This window comes from Bacillus sp. SIMBA_074 (genome assembly GCF_046534555.1).
Taxonomy (GTDB): Bacteria; Bacillota; Bacilli; order Bacillales; family Bacillaceae_G; genus Bacillus_A; species Bacillus_A mycoides.
Window position 1 is genome coordinate 324,546 of the sequence record NZ_JAWRYM010000002.1, and the last position, 22,335, is coordinate 346,880.

24 protein-coding genes are annotated in these 22,335 nt (G+C 33.7%); all 24 read right to left on the reverse strand.

Features of this window, described 5'->3' with window-relative positions; genetic code table 11:
* Positions 1-17 precede the first annotated feature (17 nt).
* The 24 genes from SB773_RS03955 to spoIIID all read right to left on the reverse strand — a co-directional run bounded on the left by SB773_RS03955 (position 18) and on the right by spoIIID (position 22,130).
* Positions 18-1,052, reverse strand: coding sequence for an ABC transporter substrate-binding protein (locus tag SB773_RS03955; protein WP_410588680.1), 1,035 nt, complete (start codon positions 1,050-1,052; stop codon positions 18-20).
* Positions 1,049-1,831, reverse strand: a complete 783-nt coding sequence (locus SB773_RS03960; protein ID WP_016102280.1) for a DUF3919 family protein — start codon at positions 1,829-1,831, stop codon at positions 1,049-1,051. Before SB773_RS03960 ends, SB773_RS03955 begins: the two co-directional genes overlap by 4 nt.
* Before the next feature lie 66 nt (positions 1,832-1,897).
* Positions 1,898-3,328: a HAMP domain-containing sensor histidine kinase gene (locus SB773_RS03965; protein WP_002034822.1), complete on the reverse strand. Its 1,431-nt coding sequence runs from the start codon at positions 3,326-3,328 to the stop codon at positions 1,898-1,900.
* A gap of 11 nt (positions 3,329-3,339) precedes the next feature.
* A complete protein-coding gene (locus SB773_RS03970; RefSeq protein ID WP_002166430.1) occupies positions 3,340-4,011 on the reverse strand; it encodes a response regulator transcription factor in 672 nt (223 codons plus the stop codon).
* 119 nt (positions 4,012-4,130) lie between these two features.
* Positions 4,131-5,123, reverse strand: coding sequence for a UDP-glucose 4-epimerase GalE (gene galE, locus SB773_RS03975; protein ID WP_410588683.1), 993 nt, complete (start codon positions 5,121-5,123; stop codon positions 4,131-4,133).
* A gap of 92 nt (positions 5,124-5,215) precedes the next feature.
* Positions 5,216-6,046 (reverse strand): SGNH/GDSL hydrolase family protein, encoded by an 831-nt coding sequence (locus tag SB773_RS03980; protein ID WP_410588685.1) that lies wholly within the window; start codon positions 6,044-6,046, stop codon positions 5,216-5,218.
* Positions 6,047-6,145: 99 nt separating this feature from the next.
* Positions 6,146-7,060 (reverse strand): polyisoprenyl-teichoic acid--peptidoglycan teichoic acid transferase TagU, encoded by a 915-nt coding sequence (gene tagU, locus SB773_RS03985; protein ID WP_137075932.1) that lies wholly within the window; start codon positions 7,058-7,060, stop codon positions 6,146-6,148.
* 99 nt (positions 7,061-7,159) lie between these two features.
* A complete protein-coding gene (tagD, locus tag SB773_RS03990; RefSeq protein ID WP_137075933.1) occupies positions 7,160-7,552 on the reverse strand; it encodes a glycerol-3-phosphate cytidylyltransferase in 393 nt (130 codons plus the stop codon).
* 27 nt (positions 7,553-7,579) lie between these two features.
* Entirely contained in the window at positions 7,580-9,007 is a 1,428-nt protein-coding gene (locus SB773_RS03995) for an oligosaccharide flippase family protein (RefSeq protein ID WP_410588688.1), read from the reverse strand.
* A gap of 18 nt (positions 9,008-9,025) precedes the next feature.
* Entirely contained in the window at positions 9,026-10,168 is a 1,143-nt protein-coding gene (locus SB773_RS04000; RefSeq protein WP_410588690.1) for a CDP-glycerol glycerophosphotransferase family protein, read from the reverse strand.
* Positions 10,169-10,226: 58 nt separating this feature from the next.
* Positions 10,227-10,970, reverse strand: coding sequence for a glycosyltransferase family 32 protein (locus tag SB773_RS04005; protein WP_410588692.1), 744 nt, complete (start codon positions 10,968-10,970; stop codon positions 10,227-10,229).
* 99 nt (positions 10,971-11,069) lie between these two features.
* Positions 11,070-12,110, reverse strand: coding sequence for an EpsG family protein (locus SB773_RS04010; RefSeq protein WP_410588694.1), 1,041 nt, complete (start codon positions 12,108-12,110; stop codon positions 11,070-11,072).
* A 1-nt stretch (position 12,111) separates the two neighbouring features.
* The gene (locus tag SB773_RS04015; RefSeq protein ID WP_410588696.1) at positions 12,112-13,062 is read right to left on the reverse strand and encodes a glycosyltransferase family 2 protein; all 951 of its coding nucleotides are present in this window, start codon (positions 13,060-13,062) and stop codon (positions 12,112-12,114) included.
* Positions 13,049-13,657: a phosphoribosyltransferase gene (locus SB773_RS04020; protein WP_410588698.1), complete on the reverse strand. Its 609-nt coding sequence runs from the start codon at positions 13,655-13,657 to the stop codon at positions 13,049-13,051. Before SB773_RS04020 ends, SB773_RS04015 begins: the two co-directional genes overlap by 14 nt.
* Positions 13,596-14,333 carry a PHP domain-containing protein gene (locus SB773_RS04025; RefSeq protein WP_410588700.1) on the reverse strand — a complete coding sequence of 246 codons (738 nt, stop codon included), beginning with the start codon at positions 14,331-14,333 and terminating at the stop codon, positions 13,596-13,598. Before SB773_RS04025 ends, SB773_RS04020 begins: the two co-directional genes overlap by 62 nt.
* A gap of 38 nt (positions 14,334-14,371) precedes the next feature.
* Positions 14,372-15,052: a sugar transferase gene (locus SB773_RS04030; protein ID WP_078206559.1), complete on the reverse strand. Its 681-nt coding sequence runs from the start codon at positions 15,050-15,052 to the stop codon at positions 14,372-14,374.
* Between the two features lie 17 nt (positions 15,053-15,069).
* Positions 15,070-15,951: a UTP--glucose-1-phosphate uridylyltransferase BpsC gene (gene bpsC, locus SB773_RS04035; RefSeq protein WP_410588702.1), complete on the reverse strand. Its 882-nt coding sequence runs from the start codon at positions 15,949-15,951 to the stop codon at positions 15,070-15,072.
* A gap of 248 nt (positions 15,952-16,199) precedes the next feature.
* Positions 16,200-16,967: a tyrosine-protein phosphatase gene (locus SB773_RS04040; protein ID WP_410588704.1), complete on the reverse strand. Its 768-nt coding sequence runs from the start codon at positions 16,965-16,967 to the stop codon at positions 16,200-16,202.
* 109 nt (positions 16,968-17,076) lie between these two features.
* A complete protein-coding gene (locus tag SB773_RS04045) occupies positions 17,077-17,781 on the reverse strand; it encodes a CpsD/CapB family tyrosine-protein kinase (RefSeq protein ID WP_215563812.1) in 705 nt (234 codons plus the stop codon).
* A complete protein-coding gene (locus SB773_RS04050; RefSeq protein WP_410588707.1) occupies positions 17,771-18,514 on the reverse strand; it encodes a YveK family protein in 744 nt (247 codons plus the stop codon). The genes SB773_RS04045 and SB773_RS04050 overlap by 11 nt, the downstream gene beginning before the upstream one ends.
* 275 nt (positions 18,515-18,789) lie before the next feature.
* Positions 18,790-19,467, reverse strand: a complete 678-nt coding sequence (locus SB773_RS04055) for a CpsD/CapB family tyrosine-protein kinase (protein ID WP_353825702.1) — start codon at positions 19,465-19,467, stop codon at positions 18,790-18,792.
* A gap of 366 nt (positions 19,468-19,833) precedes the next feature.
* Positions 19,834-20,268 (reverse strand): 3-hydroxyacyl-ACP dehydratase FabZ, encoded by a 435-nt coding sequence (gene fabZ, locus SB773_RS04060; protein WP_000931959.1) that lies wholly within the window; start codon positions 20,266-20,268, stop codon positions 19,834-19,836.
* Positions 20,269-20,694: 426 nt separating this feature from the next.
* The gene (gene mreB / locus SB773_RS04065; RefSeq protein WP_002130035.1) at positions 20,695-21,696 is read right to left on the reverse strand and encodes a rod shape-determining protein; all 1,002 of its coding nucleotides are present in this window, start codon (positions 21,694-21,696) and stop codon (positions 20,695-20,697) included.
* 161 nt (positions 21,697-21,857) lie between these two features.
* The gene (gene spoIIID, locus SB773_RS04070; protein ID WP_002089714.1) at positions 21,858-22,130 is read right to left on the reverse strand and encodes a sporulation transcriptional regulator SpoIIID; all 273 of its coding nucleotides are present in this window, start codon (positions 22,128-22,130) and stop codon (positions 21,858-21,860) included.
* Positions 22,131-22,335 lie beyond the last annotated feature (205 nt).

Below are 22,335 nucleotides of genomic sequence, written 5' to 3' on the forward strand. Positions count from 1 at the left end.
TCTTTCGTCTCCTTTTCTCACTGCTGAGAGAGACGCTGTCTATTCCATATCTCGATTATTCCACTATTTGATATATTTTGGTTCGTCCTTCTAACCGGCTGTCCTTCTATTTCTTTCTCATTCTTCGCAAACATCGTTGGTACGCCAAACGAAACTTTTTCTAAAATATGCCCCGCTTCTTCCGATAAACAATAATCAATAAATAAATCCGCAATAATACCACTCGGCGCACGCTTTAGTTTCGAAATCGCATTAACGGACAACCCTGTTTGCTCAGGTTCGTTACTTAAAATAGGAAAGCCTTGTTTTTGAAGCATTCTCTGATCTCCCGCAAAATTGATGCCTATCATATATTCACCGCTCGCAACCAGTTCTGCAGGCATATAACCATTCACCGTTACTTCACCAACTTGCCTTGCAAGATTCTTAACATACTCTTTCGCTTCTCTTTCACCTAAAGTATCAATAAGTGATTGAAACAAAGTATATGCTGTGCCGGAAACATTTGGATCAGGCATTGCAATCTTATCCGTATATACCGGATCTAATAAATCTTGCCACCTTGATGGATATGGAAGACCGAGCGGCGCTATTTCTTCATTCCACCGCTCTTTATTAATCGCGATTGCCAGTTTCTCCACTTCATAACCGTACCAATAACCATCTTTATCTTTAACAGTCTTTGAAATACGATTCGCATGCTGGGTCGTAACAGGAATAGAAAGGTTCTTTTGCTTCATCATTTGATGCGCATCTACTGTACCGCCAATAATAATATCCGCCTTCGGATTTCCAGCTTCCTCTTCTACTCTCCGAAGAAGTTCTTCTGTCGATAGACGAATAAATTCATATGTACACCCGCGTTGTTTACAAAATGACGAAAGCAAAGCTTCACCAACTTCCTCGCGGGCCGCTACATACGCAACGAGATGACGATCATCCAAAATAGGGAGACCACTTTTATTATATTTAATAGAGGTTGTATCTCGAGAGCAACTAGACATCGCTCCTCCGATTACTAGCAAAAAGAAGAAAAAGGCTATCTTTCTCATGACACACTCTCCTTTACAAGGAATTCTGCTAGGGAGCCCTTCATATACATGACATTCCCGTTATTATCACCGAGATATTGCACAACAAAGTAAGATGGATACACAGAAATAGTTAGAATATCCTCCCGCTCATTCTTTACACGTTTGCCTGTTTTATAGGCAGTAATATAAGCAATCGGCTCATTCTGTGATTGTAATAATTTCTGAATTTCTCCGTAATCTGTAATTTGCCTTGCGTATCGAATAGAATCAAATATGTGTGTAAGATCTATAGTACGTATTACATCCCCTTGCCTCACTACAACTTCCTTTGCCTCCGCAAAGAAATTACTAATGCGCTCTGGTGTATAATACAGACTTAACAAATACGTTTGAAATGCTGAGATCATCGGATCCGTGCCATTCTTTCCGTATACATTAGTCTCGTACTGGAACAAGTCACCTACTGCAAAAGTACGTTTATGTCCATTCAAGTACGTTACTTCTCCAGTAAATACTTGTTCTTGATTCCTCGCTTCTCTCGGTTCTATTCGAATTCGGTCAAAGAATGAAACAATCGTATGCAAACGAACTTCATCCGTTACAACAATTTCTCCCCACTTCTCATGCCTTACTTTCACTTCAGTAGGAAGAGATTCATTCACTCTTTGTAAAACGGCTTGTTTGTCATCCACAATTGTGATTCGATTATATATTTGCTTCTCAATAACATAAAACAAAATAAGAGAAACGATCATACAAAAGACAAACATAAGAATTTGAAATGATAGCCTTTTCATTTCTGCCTACCTCCAAGATAAAAAAACGTTGTTTCGAAAATACCGCATAATTGTTTCATAAATGTATCATTTAACCGCTTTCAAGTTTTTTATGTCTTCCATCCGTCTCGGAAGTAAAAATGTAATGCATATTGTAGTTCCCATTTCTTCACTACTCTCAATTCGCATACTTCCGCCTTGCTTCTTCATAATCTCCTGACAAATGTATAAGCCATAGCCATTCCCGTAACTTGAAGGAAGCACCTTACCTTCCGGAGACTCATTCCATTCTGCAAGCACACCTTCATCCATACCAATACCATCATCATGAACAAAAACTTTCGCTTCCTGCTCATTTATAATTACATTCATACGAACTTGCGTAGCATCACTATATTTAATCGCATTATCAAGCACATTCAAGAAAATTTGCTTCGTCTTATCAAAATCCGCAACGACGTGTACTTCTGTTAACTCATTCATAACTTCAATTTCAAACTGCTGCAACCTAAGTTTCACAATCGAAACCGCTTCTTCTGCCAATTCTTTAATATTCACGACTGTAGGTGACACTTCAAACGTACTCTTCCCGTACTTTGAAGACTTAAGTAATTCCTCTACAAGTGATAATAGACGCTCACTTTCTACAGACACATAACGGAGGCTCTCCTGCACATCCTCCTTCGACTGCAACTTCGGAATTAAATCCACATAACCGATAATCGCTGTTAGCGGTGTTTTCAGCTCATGCGTAATGCGGTCCAAGAAATCTTTCTGTTTCTCTTTCTCTTCCTTCAGCTGCTTAATATGCAGCTCAATCCCATCAGCCATCGCATTAAAGGACGCTGAAAGCTGCGCAATTTCCACATACTCATTCAGCTCAATCTTACTTTCATAATCTCCATTCGCAAGCCGATATGCCATTTGCCTTAACTGATCAATTGGTTTATGAAGAGACTTCGCCAAACGAATCGCAAAGAAAATACCAGCAGCTACTAAACAAAGCGATGTCATTAAAAACGTCCAACTTACATTTGTTAAAACTTCCTTCTCATCCGTTAACTCATTTATAAAACGAATACTTCCAATGACATCGTTTCCATAATAAACCGGACTTGAAAACAAAAGAATTGGAGCTGGGTCTCCCTCCTCGAAAACATACGATTTCTTTCCCTTCAAAGAACTCTCAATGTCAATATTCCGATGAAGTAACGCTCCTTTTTGTGTATCTGCAACAACATCTCCATTCTTCCCAATCATCTGCACCCGGACATCCATTCGCTTCGCTAAATACGAAGCAATTAAAAGCGAATTAGGACCTAACGTCTCCACTTCTGCTTCCTTCTCTAAATAATTCATCGTATAAATTTGCGCTTCCACACTTAACTTTTCTAAGGAATCTGCCGCATTATGATACACATTCTTCTCCAGTGCAATATAAACAACCGCATACAAAAGAACAAGAATTGGAATCAACAACCCAACTATTCCAAACACCATATTTCGTTTTAAAGACATATCATCACCTTTTAGCAATCAAGCTTATACCCCACACCATAAATTGTCTTAATATACTCCCCGCTTGCGCCGAGTTTCTTCCGAAGCCTTTGCACCATAATATCAACCGCTCTCGTATTTCCGATATACTCAAACCCCCATACCTTCTCTAATAGCTCATCCCTCATGAACACACGCTGCGGATTCGAAACAAACAACTGACATAAATTAAACTCTCGGTACGTTAACTGAATCTCCTGCCCACTCACATGAAGCTTTCGTTCCTTTGGACAAATAAGTAAATCACCAGCCCCAATCACCTCATGATTTAAAGGAACCTCCTTCTTCTTCACGCGCCGCGCCATATTCTTCACCCGAAGAATAAGCTCCGCATAATTAAAAGGCTTCGTCACATAATCATCAGCTCCAAGCTGAAGACCAAGTAACTTATCATTCATCTGACTCTTCGCTGTCAGCATAAGCACCGGAATATCACGCTCCTTCTCTCTGAATAAACGTAACAACTCATACCCATCCGTATCAGGAAGCATCACATCTAAAATAAGTACATCCGGCTGCTCATTCCATCTCTCTAAAGCTTCTCTCCCATCAGCCGCCGTCAATACTTCATACCCTTCCATCTCTAACTGCATCCGAATCAAATTACGAATACTCGATTCATCATCTACTACAAGTATTTTCATCATTCTCCTCCTTCCATCCTGTATTATAGTACAGTTTAGTATAGCAAAAATAAGACGAAAAAAGAGAGGGTATTGTCGAACATATGTTGAACGACAGTACCCTCTCTCATTTATTAAACTTATTTCTCATACCCATTAGGTTTCTTCTGATGCCAATCCCACGCATGCTCGATAATTGTCTTCACATTTACATACTCAGGATTCCATCCTAACTTCTCTTTCGCCTTTTGAGAAGAAGCTACTAAGCGTGCTGGATCTCCCGCACGGCGTGGTGCCATCTCAGCTGGAATCTCATGATTCGTAACTTCACGAACTGCATCAACGATTTCTTTTACACTAAAGCCATTACCATTTCCTAAGTTGTAGAAATCACTCTCTCCACCATTTTGCAGGTCCTTAAGCCCTAAGAAATGAGCTGCCACTAAATCTTCAACATGAATATAATCACGGATACAAGTACCATCTGGTGTATTATAATCATCACCAAACATCATAATCTTCTCACGTTGACCTAACGCCACTTGTAAAACAAGCGGAATTAAATGTGTCTCTGGACGGTGATCTTCTCCAATAATACCACTTGGAGTTGCACCAGCCACATTAAAGTATCTGAAAATCTTATAGCGTAAATTTGAAGCTTGGCTATACCAATGAAGCATCTTTTCGATTGCTAACTTCGTCTCTCCGTATGTATTCGTCGGATTTGTCTTCGTTTCCTCAGTAATAAGGTCTACATCTACTTCACCATAAGTCGCCGCAGTAGAAGAGAAAATAAACTTCTCTACTTTAAACTCATCCATTACTTCTAGCAAGCAAAGTGCACCATACACATTATTATTATAATACTGAAGAGGCTTCTCCATACTAACTCCAACTAAAGAATCAGCTGCAAAATGCATAACCGCCTCGATATTTTCTTGTTTAAAAACATCTCTTAAAAATGCTTTATCACGAAGGTCACCATTATAAAACTTCGCGCCTTCCGTAATCGCATCTTCATGACCAGTTTGTAAGTTATCTACTACTACTACAGATAAACCTTCGTCTACTAATTTTTTCACAGCATGAGAACCGATATAGCCCGCTCCGCCGCAGATTAAGATTGAGTTCATTGTTTTCCTCCCACATATTTACTAAGATTTCTTAATTACTTTACTAATATAAAAGGTATACGACTACTCGTATACCTTTTATATACCCTTCATTACTTAGCTACAAAATAATCCGTTACATATTGCGCCCAAACTTCATGCCCTTTAGCACTTGGGAAACCGAACTCTGTTTGTAAGTACGGTAAAATTGCTTTCGTTGTTGCATCAGGCCAAGCTGTCCAATGATCAACATATGTATAACCATTTTGCGTCGCAAATTGTTTTAATGCTTCAATCGCTTTCGGATAATTCTTCGCACCATACACTGGGTTTGATGGTTGAATCATAATTGTAGCGCCTTTTGCACTAGTAGAAAGTGCTTGCACAAACTTCTGTGTACTCGCTACAGAATTTCCATTACCAGTTTTTCCGTTGTCGGTAATAAATGGTGGTTCAAATAAAATTACATCCGGATCGTCTTTCGCAATCTCTTTATCGCGTTTATTCGCAATTAATTCCTCTGTACTTTCACCCTTATATTCCTTTACCGTCACATTCCATAAACCTTTACCGTAAGAAGCCTCTAAATTAGCAGTGAACTTACCTACCCAAGCATCTTTTTCAGATGAAGAAGCTTCATCACCAACAACAACAAGGTTTACTGCCTTCTTATCCGCAGCAGCTTTCTTCAACTTCTCTTTCACTGCATCAGGTAAGTTCTTCGCGTATGCTTCATTAAAAGATGACTTTACATCTTGTTTTTTCTCTTCTTTTTTCTCGTCCTTCTTCGCACGGCTATCTTTCACTTCAGCCTTTGTTTTCGTTACTTCACTCGTTTGCCCTGTTGCATTCGCAATCTTCTTATTCCAATATAATTTACCGCTCACAACCGAAGCGATAAACAATACAAAAATAAATAGGACAAGTACTGCTTTCTTATTCATCGATTCACCTCATCTATTAATCTCACAATATATAATACTAATACAAACCTACGCAAAAATAAACCCAACTCCTTCCAAAGGAGTTGGGTTCAATAAACATTACTTCGTTAATTCAAGATGTGATCTTAACTTGTTCGTTAAATCTTGTTTTGCTGCATCCGGAACATAGTAGTACCAAATGCCGTCAGCGGCTTTGTGACCGTCGCCAGGGATTTGGATTTCTTCACTGTTCTGCAGGCAATCTTTATAGTTCTTTTGAATATCAAACATTTGGTCTTGAGTTAAACTTGTTTTAACGTTTTTCTCAATTGCTTTTAATACATCACCGTAGCTTGCTAGAGAAGAAACACTTGCACCTTTTTTAATTACTGCTTGGATAACTTGACGCTGGCGCATTTGACGACCGAAGTCACCGCGTGGATCTTCATAACGCATACGAGAATATCTTAATGCTTCTGTACCATTAAGATGTATATTCCCTTTAGCAAATTGTGATCCTTCATATTTAAATTCTAAATCATTATTAACGTCTACTCCACCAACTGCATCCACAACATCTTTAAAGCCAGCCATGTTCACTTCAATATAATGATCAACTGGTATATCAAGGAAATTTTCTACCGTTTTTACAGCCATATCAATTCCACCAAAAGCATAGGCATGATTAATCTTATCCTTTTTATCCTTACCTACAATTTCTGTATAAGAATCACGTGGAATACTAGTAATTTTCATGGATTTTTTTTGTGGATTTAGCGTAAATAACATCATCGAATCTGAACGTCCTGTCTCATCTGCTCTTTGATCCACACCCATTAATAAAATAGATATCGGCTTATTATCTGCAACATCTACTTTCTTATCACGTTTTTCAGACTTATCACGATCTAACGGTTTATGCACTGCATTTAATGTATTTGACACATTAGAATACACATAGTATGCATATGCTCCTCCTGCAACAACTAGAAAACCTATTATACCTAAAATCCAAAATAAAATTTTCTTTTTCATAACTTATACCTTCTTTAATTTTTATTTATAACTAATTATGCGTTATTGCTATTCACATATTACAACAAATACATTTATAAATAAAAGCTTTTTTATTTCTTATGATTGTAATGAAAGTTCACTTTTTATTTGAGTAGTTGATATATCTTCAGTTCTTGGTAAATAAACCACTTCGCAATATTCTTTTAAAAAATCAAATTTCCCTTCCCAATCATCACCCATAACAAATACATCAATTTCATACTTTATGATATCTTCAATCTTTTGTTCCCAAGTATTTTCCGATATTACTAAGTCCACATATCTAATGCTTTCCAGTAGCATTTTTCTCTCTTCAAATTTAAAATAAGATTCTTTTCCTTTTAATGCATTAAATTCATCTGTTGATATTCCAACTATTAAATAATCACCTAAATCTTTTGCTCGTCTTACTAAATTTATATGACCATAATGTAGTAAGTCAAATGTTCCATAAGTTAAAATTCGCTTCATATTTTAAAATACACTCCTAAAATCTTCTTATTTATTTTTTAAGATTAATCTTTTTAAATCCTGAGAAATACTATTAGGTAAAACAAAAATAATTATTATATATATCGTGCCAATGACTAAAGATTTAACCGTCATATTTATAAAATCATTTACAAACATTTTTGGGATGAAATATACGAAAATAAAAGTTATCAATGCTGCAAAAAAATAAGTATATACTCCTTGGAACATAAACTTTAAATCCAGATATTTTCGAATTAGATATATCCTAAAAAAGCACACCATAAATTCAACAGCTACTATAACAATTGTTGCACCTATTGCACCATATCGTGGTATAAATATTATATTAAGTGTCAGGCTGATTATTGCACCTAGCAATAATGGTAATACGTATTGTTTATCCTTCTCAAAAGCGAGCGCATATTGATTTGCAAAGACACCACCTATCGGAATAAAAATAATGATTAAACTTACCCAAAACATTAGAGGTGACATAGGAATAAAGCTTTCTCCAAAGAACCAGGGAACAAATTCATAGGAATTAAGCATTACGATATTACAGAATAATAGTGAGAGCACTATCGTATAATCTAAAGACTTCTTCAAGTATTTATGAAGAATTTCATTTTGGTCATTAACAACCATATTTGCGAGTCTAGGTAATAAAACCATACTTAGCGAGGTAATGACAGCCAAAATAATTCTAGATATTTTTTGTGATTGATCATAATAGGATAATTCAACAGGGCCAGCTATCATTCCTAAAATTGTTTTATCAAATGTAATATATACTTGAATAGATAATTGTGGAATTAGTAGTAGTAAGGCAGCCCTAAAGTTATCCTTCAGGTACTGTCTATTAAATGAAATCTTTGTTACATATTTAGATAGCCCAATCCAAAATACTATATTTCCTAGCAAGGCCCCTAAGGACATTATAAGCATATATTTCCACAAGTCATTTTCACTGCGAATCAAAATAAAGATCAATATAATTGATACAGATTTAATTAGCATATTTCTTAAAACTACTTGTTTAATTCTTTCAATTCCAATATAAAACCATGAAATATCAAAAATAACTCCCAAAAGAATTGGTAGTTGCAACAAAAAATACATTCTATATTCTTGATTTACATTCGTAATATAGAATATATATAACCCTATAACTATAATCCCCGCTAAAAATTGAATTAACCATAGTCCCCAAAATGTTTCATTTACTTTATTTTGAGACTCTCTATTTTTTGCTATATTTCTAATCCCCAGTTGACCAATCCCTAAAAAAGCTAATACACTTAAAATTTGAACAACTGAAAAAGTATAACTGTTTATTCCTAGTGCCTTTACTCCTAAGACCCTAGAGAGAAATGGCATAGTAAGAATTGGAGTTATTATAATAAATAATTGATATAAAGCATTATATAAAAAGTCACGTAACACTTTTTTCATATTGTAATTTCAGCTAATTTATTTGTAATTATTCATATTTAAATAATCACTATATATATATTTAGCCACCCTTTCTGAATACTTAAAATCAGTATACTCATGAACTATCTTTTTTATATTTTCCCTTTCAGTTTTATAATATTTTTCATCAGTAAGCAATTTCTCTAATTCACAGATAAAATCATTGTACATGTTCACTTTTGGGCCAGGTGTCCAAAAGTCAAATGGATTTAATAGGAATCCCCTATTATTGCGATATTGAGCTAAATCTGTATTCAAAAACAATATCGGCTTATCTACTAAAAGATAATCAAAATAAACACTCGAGTAATCTGTTATTAATAAATCTGTTTCAGACAATATTTGGTATATATCTAAATTATATTTTGCTAAAAATTCCAACGTACATAACTTGATATTAGAAAGGTCCCCTAATGTTTTTTTATAATACTCCTCCTCTTTAGGGTGTAATTTCACAATAACTGTAATTCTATTTTTTAGTAAATAAGTATTAAATTCATTAACATCCATATCTGTTAAACCGAATATATTACATTCTCTATTCAAGTCTGATTCTTCCCTAATATACCCTTTTCTGAATGTCGGCATAAATACCATTAATTTATCATTTTCACTAACAGAAAAGTACTTCAATATAATGTCTCTCTTTTCTCCCCCCCTCAAATTTAAAAGATCATTTCGAGGGAATCCAGTGATAACATATTTATTATTTATTCCTATACAAGCATTCAATAACGTCGTGTACGTTTCTGAGCTAGATATTACGCGATCTAATGTATCGATTTTCTTTTTATTCATGGTAGTTTCATTTTCTAATAGCCCCATTTTTTTCAATGGTATTCCATGCCATAATTCAATGAATTTTTGTTTCTTTTTCATTTTTTTTATAGGGCCATGCGATGTGATAACAATATATCCCGTCCCTAAATGCATAGCATTTTTTATTGGGTTTTCTAGTACTTTTTGAAAATTTATATATATTAAATCTAGATCACCATATTCTTTAATCATAAAATCATATAACACTTTTACATTAGATCCTGAACCTGGTACATAATCTATAAAAATTAATTTCTGGGGATTTATTCTTAAAAAACAGAAAATAATTCTAGCAATTAAAAATATAATTCTATTCCTCATATTTTCTCTCCTGGCTTACTATTTTTCAATGTAACAGCAATAAAAATTTCTTCCTTATTTATCTTTTCACGATATTCAAAAGAAAATTAGTTGTTCTTTCCCCCAGAATCCTAAACATAAATAATCTGATTTCCTTTTTAAACTTTTTATCCTTGGTAATCCAAGACCCATTAAAATGATGAATACAATACGTATTTTTAGTTACTTTTAAAATCCCTGTTTTATATTCTTTAGGACAAAAATACTCTTTAGGATAAATATGCATCCCATTATTTAATATTTGATAACTTCCATTAGCCTCAAATCCTTGATCAGAGCAAATTTCAGTTATAATTTCTACATTCGTAGTTGTATCAAGATCCCCGTTTTCTAAATAAAAACTTCTATTATCATAGTATTTCAAAAACATATTGATTGCCTGACTATTTTTCATAGCTCCTATAATTCCTGTTGGAATAGTAATATCATCTTCAAACCCACTAAAGCTGTCATGCCCTAAAAATGCATCAAATCCCTTTAAAACTTCCACATCCGTATCAAGATAAATACCACCATAATGATAAAGTGCCCATAGCCGTACATAATCAGAAACAAATGCCCACTTTTTCTCCTCATAAGCCTCTTTTACAAATTGATTACAATTAATATCGAAATTCTCCTCATTCCATTCCACAAATTCATAATCTGGTAAATGTTTCTCCCATGACTCTATACATTTTTCTATAAATTCCGATTTTTTATTTTTTCCAAACCAACAGTAATGAATTACCTTAGGAATTTTATTCATTTCATTATGCCCCATTCTATAAAATAATTTAATAAATTGTATCTTTATTTAAAAATAGACATAATGAATTTAAATTCATTATGTCTATTTTTAATATATTAACTTATAAAAACACTACCACAACCTGATTTCATAGGGAAGCGGCGTACTATATCCCAATAATAGGTTGGCAAAATAATAACTTAGTGCAAAAAGAATAAATACAAGCTTTGCTTTTTGATTTTTTTGTATAAATAACGCAAAGATAATAATTTCTGTAATACTAATATAGAAAAGTAAACGTCTAAATATTAGCATTGGATACAAAGGAAATGTTAATATTAAACTTATATAATATATCCCAAATATAACCTCATGCTTCTTTAGATGAATAAACTTCTCTTTATTTCTTACTAACCATATACTTAATAACAATTTAACAATTAATAGCATTGCCATTTTCCATGATAATGAGTATTCTAAATATTGACTTGATGCCCATTCTGTATAATAAGCATATTGATTACCAAAAACTTTAGATATTATTTTAATAATTAATTCGTCAAATCTAACAAACATCAAAGAAAAAGAAATAACTAGTAAAGTAACTCTTTTAGTATTGGTATTAATATATTTCGTTACTAAATTATGTAAAAAATACATTGGATAGAAGAATATTGCACTGGTATGAAACATAATTGTTACAACAAACATTAAATTATATTTAATGAACCTTTTATTGATTATATTATTTATATTAATTAAAAACAGTCCCATGGCCATAAATTGCCTTATTGTATTTAAAGAGGTATTAAAATAATATAAACTAATATAAAAGAATACAGCCATGTAATATACTTCTCTTGTGCCGCTGTAACTTTTTATTGCTTTATAAATTAAATACTGTATAAGAAACGCTATAACTAAGAAAAAGATTTGGACTGGTATGCCTAAAAACTTCATAAAATCCATTATATATACTAGCCCAGGTTCTGAAAACCAAACTCTCCCCTCAGTATACATTCTTTCATAAGAATAATAATCTGTCCCTACTCCATATCTAAATCCGGCTAATAGAAGAACGTACGTACTAGCCAACCAATAGAACACTTGAGCATATTTCCCCTTCAATAAGGTTAATAACGATAGTATTAGCATAAAAATATATGCAAACATTTTATGAACTCCTTAAACGTTTAAATAAAACTTCATACAAGCCTATCTTTAATAAAACAACACCTATTCTATGCTTAAAAGGTAATAAGTTGTAAGAATCTGAAAGACTATTCAGTTGCCTCTTTTTCTCTTTTACAGATTTCTTATTTTCTAATGAGTAATTTATTAAGTATATCCACAATCTTGCTTCAACCACTCCACAATATTTCTCATAGGGACTTTCTTTAAAAAATGTTTTTAATACATTCATGGTATTTATTAAAGATTCCTCAATGATCGGATTATAACTTCGAGTTATTGATCCTTCTCTCTGGATATAATAATACAAAGCTTCATTTACTACTTCTACACTATTACAAAAATATAAATATCGTGGCATAAAACCTACATCTTCAAAGAAAGCACGATTTTCAAAGTATAGCCCATTTTGTTTAATTATTTCTGTTCTATACAACTTGTTCCAAGCTACAACAAAAGGCTCATCATGTTTACACAGGAAATTCTCTAGAATATTACCATTCAATAAATCTTTATTAAAATAATATTCTTTCTCACGAAGCTTACTTGCATCCTCAGCTAACCAAACCTTTTTAAAACCACAAATTACCAAATCAAGATTATCTGCAATGATTTTTTTATACAAAGTCTCATACATAGATTTATCTAAATAATCATCACCATCTACAAATGCTATAAATTCTCCACTAGCATGATTAATCCCCGTATTTCTTGCGACACTTAAGCCACCATTTTCTTGAGAAATTACTCGTACACGTTTATCATGCTTTGTAAACTCATTAGCGATATTTACTGTATTGTCACGTGAGCCATCATTTATAACTAATATTTCAACTTCCTTAATACTCTGCGCAATAAGACTTTCCAAACACTTTTCAATATAATCCTCAACATTATATGCTGCTACAACTATACTAATTTTAGGCCTCTCCATAGTTTACCTCCTTCCATCGATTATATAATCCAATAAATTCTTTATTATATTTGGAATCATTGGACCAGGGTCCCATTAAAATATGATTTTCATATAAAGAGTAATCAACTCTAAAAACATTCACACTATCTTTAAAATAATTTAAACTAGCAAATTTAATTTCTGTTTCAGTATACATATTCCCTAAATATTTTACTACTTGATTAGCTGTGTGCCCCGTGTCTACCGAATCATCTACAACCAAAATTTTATTTATATTTTTCATCTCATGTTTATTCATATCAAAGTAAATTTCTCTATCTACATTCTGATTATGAACTCCGGATTGAATTTCTTTACGTCTTAAATATTCTTTAAGGGATTTAGGAATAATTTTTATTACAGGTTTTATAAATTCTTTTAATTTATTTCCCTTACGTACTGCTTGGATTTCTAATAATGGCACCCTTAAGTACTCACTTATTGTTTCTCCTATTAAAAATGAACCCTTAGCTATAAATATAACTACATCTGGTTGAAAATCTTTTTCAATTTTAGTTGCTAATTTTTTGCTTTCTATTTCTAAATTTCTTATTGATAATTCTACACAATTCACTGTATTTACCTCTTTTTATTAATTTAAAAACTCTAGCGAACTTAGTTATATGATGGGCCATCTGCAGGCATTCCTTTTTTACATATTTTGCCCTTTTTAAATTTTCTTTAAATTTCTGTGGATCATCATTAAACTCTTCCATAACGTTGTAGTTTCTACCTAATTCTATAAATGTATGCGCATCACTACCTATAGCCTTAGTTGCATTATATCTGTTCGCAATTTCTAATTGAATTTCTGAAAAATATCCCTTTATATTTCTACCATTGTGAACTTCAATGATATCAATTAAATCTAGGTTTTTTCGAATCTCTTCTTCCACCAAAACTGTTTTATATCTTTTTTCATCATATGGATGAGGAATATATACTATTCCTCCTTGTTTTTTTATCTCTAGCATTGTATCCCTTGGAGATTTTCCCGGGCTTATCTTTTCATTTATAAATAATCCTATTATTTCACCCTTACTAGAAAATATTTCTTCTCCAATAATTACTCTAATTGAATGTTTCTCAAGAAAAGGTTTAAATTTTAACGCACCCTCAATTTCATCATGATCCGTAATCGCTACTACATTTATTCTTCTTAGTTTTAACATAACCAAATAGAACCACTTGCCTAAAGTGCTATCATGTGAATGACAAGTATGGGTGTGCAATTCAACATTTATCCCCATATATTCCTCCTACTTTCTAAACAAATAAATCAAAAAATTTAATATGCGCCTCTGCCGACTACAACATTCTTAACAGTTAATAGCAAAATCTTAATATCGAACCATAATGATGCATTATAAGCATAATACAACTCTAAATCTACCCTCTCTGGATATCCTACATCACTTCTTCCACTCACTTGCCAATAGCCTGTAAGACCTGGCTTTACAGATAAAAATTCATCTTTTCTTTTACCATACTCTATCAACTCTTCTTGTACCACTGGTCTTGGACCAACAAGGCTCATATCACCTTTTAAAACATTTAAAAACTGTGGAAGTTCATCTAAACTAGTCTTTCTTAAAAACTGTCCTACTTTTGTTATGCGTGGATCTTCAATTGGTTCTAATTTATAATTATTATCTATATATTTTTTATATAATATTTCATTGCCCTTTAGTTTTTCTTCCGCGTTCACAATCATTGACCTGAATTTATAAATATAAAATCTTTTTCCATCTTTCCCCATGCGAATCTGTTTAAAAAAGATAGGCCCTTTATTATCCCCTGTCATATATAAAATTGAAATTACAAGAAATATTGGAGAAAAGATTATCAATCCAACCATTGCTCCAAGTAGATCCATAATCCTTTTTGCACATAAATAAATAATATTAGGTTTTTTTATTTCCAACGTACTTTGTTCTAATGGCTCACTTGCTATTTCACGATTGTCCAAATATATCACCTTTTCCTTTATACATTTACCTGTTCTCTTTTTATAACCTCATTCATGTAATTTATTAATTCTTTATTTAAATTTTCATGTTGAAGTGCCATCTCAATTGTAGTCTTAATAAACCCAAACTTCTCTCCAACATCATAGCGAACTCCTTCAAAATCATAAGCAAACACACGTTGAATTTCATTTAACCGTTGAATCGCATCTGTTAACTGAATCTCTCCACCAGCGCCTGTCTGTTGATTCTCAAGGAACATAAAAATTTCTGGCGTTAATACGTAACGTCCCATAATTGCCAAATTAGATGGTGCTGTACCTTCTGCAGGTTTCTCAACAAATTGACGCACTTGATAACTGCGATCATTTCGCTCAATCGGATCGATAATTCCATAACGATGTGTCTCATTTTCTGACACTGTTTGCACACCAATAACTGATGATTGTGTACCTTCATATTGATCCATTAATTGTCGTAAACATGGTGTTTCAGCTTGAACAATATCATCGCCAAGCAATACCGCAAATGGCTCATTTCCAATAAATTTACGTGCACACCATACCGCATGCCCTAAACCTTTTGGCTCTTTTTGTCTTATGTAATGAATGTTAATTTTTGAAGAAGCTTGTACTTTTTCAAGAACTTCATGCTTTCCTTTTTCAAGTAAGTTTTGTTCTAACTCAAAAGAATGATCAAAATGATCTTCAATCGCACGCTTTCCTTTTCCAGTAACAATAATAATGTCTTCAATTCCTGATTCTATCGCTTCTTCAACTATGTATTGAATTGTCGGTTTATCGACAATTGGTAACATTTCTTTCGGCATTGCCTTCGTTGCTGGTAAAAATCTTGTCCCAAGACCAGCAGCGGGTATAATTGCTTTTCTTACTTTTTTCAAATCTAGTCCCCCCAAAAGAACATTGGTTTATCTATATGTAGCAATAACAAAAACCCTACCTATAGAGTCATTTTTATAACTCCATAGGTAGAGTTTCTAATAAAAATAAATTTATGGGCATCCAACCCATCCTCACGCCATACTCCCGACGACAAGCGTCTAAGGTAGGTTCGAAATAAAAATTTCTACCCACAGCACAACCGAGTGCCCCCGTTGATAACGGTTAGGAGACATCACCAATTCTTTATTTAGAAAATACCGAACAATTTTTTACGACGAATTAGTTCTGGATCTTCTTTATAAATTGCTTTTCCACTAATTAATAAATACGGATTTTCTTTTAAATCACTCATAACGTTCATTCCGAATTCTTTTCCGATTAATTCGTAGCTTTCCGCTAGATGAAATCCTCTTGATGTTGTGTTATGTGCATCTGATGCGATCATATGCGTTAAATTATGTTCAACGAGTTGTAGTGAGAATTTTTTTATCTTTTTGCCGAACTTTCCTAGTAAACTTCCTGCCGTTACTTGTGTTAATGAACCTTTACTTACAAGATTGTATAACTTATCTGGCCGCTCGATTAACTCGGCATTGCGTTCCGGATGAACGATAATTGGGATCATCCCTTTAACGCGTAGTTCATATAATAGTTGTTCTGCATAGCGAGGTACGTGATTAGATGGAAACTCAATTAATATGTATTTATTCGTTTCGTTTAAGGTAACGATTTTACTAGCTTCATAGTCTTCTAATAAATCACCATATAACCTGACCTCTTGCCCTGGTAAAATTTTCAGCGGAATTTCATTTTGTTGTAGTTCATCATTTAGTTGTTTTACTTGATGAATAATTGAAGTACGTTCATTTGTATATTTCCCGTTTTGATGGTGTGGTGTTGCGACGATTGTATGTATTCCTTCTTGGACAGCCTTTTGTGCCATGGCCAGACTATCTGTTACTGTTTGTGCACCGTCATCGATGCCAGGTAAAATGTGACAATGTAAATCAATCATTTGTTTCATCCTCCCTCTCTCATATAAAAATCTTTTTTCCTTTGAATATGAGTTATCTCATATCCAAAGGAAAAAAGGAGATATGTTCTTGCCATATCTCACTTTTTAATTAGTTCGCACCGTAGTAATAATATAAGCCGTGTTCTCTTTCACGATCGTTCAGAACAACACCTAACAATTTACCTTTTGCAGATTCTAATAATCCTTTTGCTTTTACCGCTGTTTCTTTTTCTGTCGATTCACTACGAACGACAAGAATAGATGCATCACATACATTCGCCATAATTTGTGCGTCTGTTACAGCTAAAATTGGCGGTAAATCAAAAATAACTAAATCGTACATACTATACGCTTGAGCAAGAAGCTCTTGCATCGATTTCGAACCTAATAATTCCGCTGGATTTGGCGGGATTGGGCCACATGCTAAAAAGTATAAATTATCTACATTTGTCGTTTGTACACACTTCTCTAAACGTTCACTATGTGTTAATACGTTCGTTAATCCGAAAATATTATCGACTTGGAACATTTGATGCATCGCCGGTTTACGCATATCTGCATCAATTAACAATACTTTCTTTCCTTGTTGAGCGAAAACAACTGCCATATTCGCTGTCGTTGTCGTTTTCCCTTCACTCGGGTTCGCAGATGTTACCATTAACGAATGCAAGTTTGTATCAACAGCTGCAAATTCAATATTCGTTCGAATATTACGATATTGTTCTGAAATTGGTGATTTCGGTTGTTGATGAGCAATTAATTGACGACGTTGACGATGATTTTTGTTCTTTTTAAATAAACTATTAAGAGCCAATTGTTTGCCCCCTCACTTTTCTTGATGATGAAGCATGTGATTTCACGTTCGTTGTTTCTTCATCCATACGCGCAACAATACCTAACACTGGTAATCCAAGTAAGTTTTCTACGTCTTCTTCTTTTTTCACTGTGTTGTCTAAGTATTCTAGTAAGAATGCAAGACCAACTGCAGCCATTAAACCAACAACAAAAGCAATTACTACGTTTAACATCGGACGTGGTTTAATTGGAGACTGATTTTCTCCAACTTCTGCTTTCGATAATACCGTTACGTTATCGACATTCATAATTTTTGCAACTTCACCTTTAAATACATCTGCAGTTGCATTTGCAATATCACGAGCTAACTTCGGATCTTTATCCTCCGCTGTAACAGAAATGACCTGTGAGTCTTTTTCGTTTGCAACATTAATCTTTCCTGTTAAAGCTTGTGCAGTCATATTTAAATGTAATTTTTCATTCACTTGGTCTAAGACTACTGGACTTTTAATAATGACCTTATATGTATTCGTTAATTGAATATTTGTTTGAATTTCACCAGCTTGAATCATTGCCCCTTCTTGCTTCTTCTGATTCACAAGAATTTGCGTTGAAGATTGATAGATTGGTGTCATGAAGAAGAAGCTAATGATAGCACTTACAATAGCTGCACCAAAGGCGATTACGAGGATCATTGCTAAACGTTTTTTTAAGATATAAAATAGCTCTTTTAAACTAATTGTTTCTTCCATAAGTTCCTCCAACTTTCTAAAATTTGCACACAAGAAAAATTATAACATATAATCTTATATTTTTTTATTTTAGTAATATCTATGTACGATTGGTATTTGAAAACATATATAATCTTACAAAATAATCTTAAATATGACAACACATTCCATCAAATTTCCAAAATTCCTATTATATCATTTTTTTTATATAATTCAATATATAATTTTGAAATAATTCAAAAAAACTGGTAAAAACACTTACCAGTTTTAAAAATTACTATTTTACACATTATTTTCTAATAATATCCATATTGTTTTTGTTCTTCTTTTTTATCATTTAAAACGACGCCAAGTAGTTTTCCAGATGCTTTATCTAATATTTGTTTCGCCTTTATCAGTTTATCTTTTTCTGTTTTTTCACTACGAGCTACTAATACAATTCCGTCGCATTTATTTGCGAGTATTTGTGCATCTGTAACGGCTAGTACAGGTGGTGTATCGATTAAAATGACATCAAACATCTTATATGCCTCTAGAAGCATTTCATCCATTTTACGGTATCCTAGTAGTTCTGCTGGGTTTGGCGGGATTGGGCCTGCTGGCATGACATATACATTATCTATATCTGTTTTTTGAATACATTGCATAAACGAAGCCTGTCCTGATAATAAATTTGTTAAACCATTTGGATTGTGAACCGCAAATAAGTTTTGTAATGTCGGCTTACGTAAGTCCGCCCCAATTAACAATACTTTTTTCCCTTGTTGACCGAAAACAACTGCTAGATTAGAAATAGTCGTTGTTTTCCCGTCTCCTGGATCTGCTGAAGTGACAATAATAGAACGAATATGGTTATCTACAGATGTAAATTCAATGTTCGTACGAATGTTACGGTATTGTTCTGTAATACGTGATTTAGGCTCTTTATGTGTAATTAATTGTCGTAATGGTTTTCTTTTCTTTCTTCCGAACATGTTCTAGTCTCCTTTTTCAAAATGCGACCTTTTCCCTTTTTCTCTTTTATGCTCGATATGCTACGCCTATTTTTCATTAACTTCTACCGTTAAATTTCCCCATTACTTTCCTCTACAGTTCATCATAACGAATCATAATAACCTTTGTCCTATCTCATAACCTCTATAATGTGACAACGACATCTCTATTTTTGTCGCACTATCATTTATCTTAATTTCAAGATATTTACATCGCTATTATATACAAAATCCCATTAATTTACAATAAACTTTCTGATTACTTTGCATTTTTATATTTAGAACAAAGAATATAGGTAATTAAAAAAATCCTTCTGTAATATGCAGAAGGATTTTTTTAATTACTCTCTATTCTTTTTTATCACCAATTGCAAATGTAATTTCAGCTTCACACGCAACTTCACCATCCACTGTTGCGATTGCTTTTCCTTTTCCGATTGGTCCACGTACGCGTGTCATTTCTACTTCTAAACGAAGTTGATCACCTGGGCGTACTTGTTTTTTGAAGCGACAGTTGTCGATACCTGCGAAGAAAGCAAGTCTCCCGCGGTTTTCTTCTTTCTTTAATACAGCAACTGCACCAACTTGTGCTAATGCTTCTACAATAAGTACACCAGGCATAACTGCATAGTCAGGAAAATGTCCGTTAAAGAACTCCTCGTTTGCGGATACATTTTTAATTCCAACCGCTCTTTTTCCTTCATCTACTTCTAATATTTTATCAACAAGTAGAAATGGATAGCGGTGAGGAATGATTTCTTTAATTTGTTCTATATTTAGCATGTAACAATCGCCCCTTTTACAATATTGGTCTTACCACTTGGACATATTGTTATTATCCCATTTTGTTTATTATTTGTCATTATAAAGTAAAACTTTACTCCGTTTAGCTTCTTATTATAAAAAAATGCACACACTCTATTCCATTAAAATAGTTGCACTTCTCAGCAACTGACACGGAGGTAGAAAAGAGTGTGTGCCCAAATTAGGGAAAGGCAATATGTATTTAAACATTCTTTGCCTTAATGTCGTATTCCGAATCATTATATTACATACGTTTTCAAATAAGAAAACATTAAATTTAACCATATATATGGATATATCACCTTATTTCTTTATTTTCCTCTATTTTTCTTCCGTTTTCGTAAAAAATTAGAATTAAAAAAATCAAAAAAAAGAACTAAGGTTTTCCCTTAGCTCTTTCTCACTTTATTTCAATGCACGACGTGGTAATTTATCGATATTCTCTAACATAATACCTGTACCAATAGCAACACATTGCATTGGGTTCTCAGCGATTAATACTGGTACCTTTAATTCTTCTGCTAGAAGCATGTCGATACCGTGCAATAAAGCTCCACCGCCTGTTAGAATAACACCGCGGTCGATAATGTCCGCAGATAGTTCTGGTGGTGTGCGCTCTAGTACGCCTTTTGCAGCTTGTACAATGATAGCTGCGTCTTCTTTTAGTGCTTCTGTAATCTCTTCAGAGCATACTGTAATTGTACGTGGTAAACCTGTTACCATGTCACGTCCGCGAATTTCAAGCTCTTCACTACGTGCACCTGGGAATACTGTACCAACTTTAATTTTAATATTTTCTGAAGTACGTTCTCCAATTAATAGCTTATACTTACGTTTAACGTAGTTTAAGATTTCCATATCAAACTTATCGCCAGCCATTTTGATAGAGGAAGAGGTAACAATATCACCCATAGAAAGTACGGCAATATCTGTTGTACCTCCACCAATATCAACAACCATGTTTCCGCTTGGCTGGAAGATTTCCATACCAGCACCAACTGCGGCTACTTTTGGTTCTTCTTCTAAAAATACTGTTTTACCACCTGAACGTTCAGCAGCCTCACGAATTGCTTTTTGTTCTACAGATGTGATATTTGTTGGACAGCAAATTAAAATGCGAGGTTTTGAAAAGAAGCTCTTCACGTCCAATTTGTTAATGAAATACTTTAACATTGCTTCTGTAATTTCGAAATCTGCGATTACACCATCTTTAAGCGGACGAATTGCTACAATATTACCAGGTGTACGTCCCACCATACTTCTTGCTTCTTCACCTACTGCTAATACTTTTCCACTATTACGATCAATTGCCACAACAGATGGCTCATTTAATACAATACCCTTACCTTTAACATGAATTAATACGTTAGCCGTACCTAGGTCAATTCCGATATCTCGCGCAAACATTCCCGTCATTTCCTCCTCGATATTCAAAATCAGGTTACACCCGAATTCTTTTACACCTAATTTCTGATTTTATCATAAATTTAACAGAAACGTAATATTCGCAAAAAGAATTCTTCTGAAAAATATTACCGAATTCGCAAGGAATGTTTGCTATTTTAGATTTATTGGCGCACAGGGTTTTCTGTATCTTCTTTTCGGTACTTTTGCTTTGTTGCTTCTCCACCTCTTAAATGACGAATAGACTTATGATAATCAAGAATTTCTTTCACTTCATTTGCGAGCTCTGGATTAATTTCTGGCAAACGTTCTGTTAAATCTTTATGGACTGTACTCTTTGATACCCCAAACTCCTTTGCGATTACACGCACTGTCTTTCTTGTCTCCACGATATACTTGCCAATCTTGATAGTTCTCTCTTTGATGTAATCGTGCACACCACTCGCCTCCCTAAATTGGATGTGAGAAGTGTGAAATGAGACTCGCTGCATACGACTATGAAGTAAATGTGAGTGCTGTTTGTAAGCGTTAAACATTCTTGGATTTATAATGAAATGATTCACGATTTCTCACCTCAAACACTCTCTTTGCATTGGTTTATACCATTGTATTGCCCGCACTACTGATATATGCTACATGTTC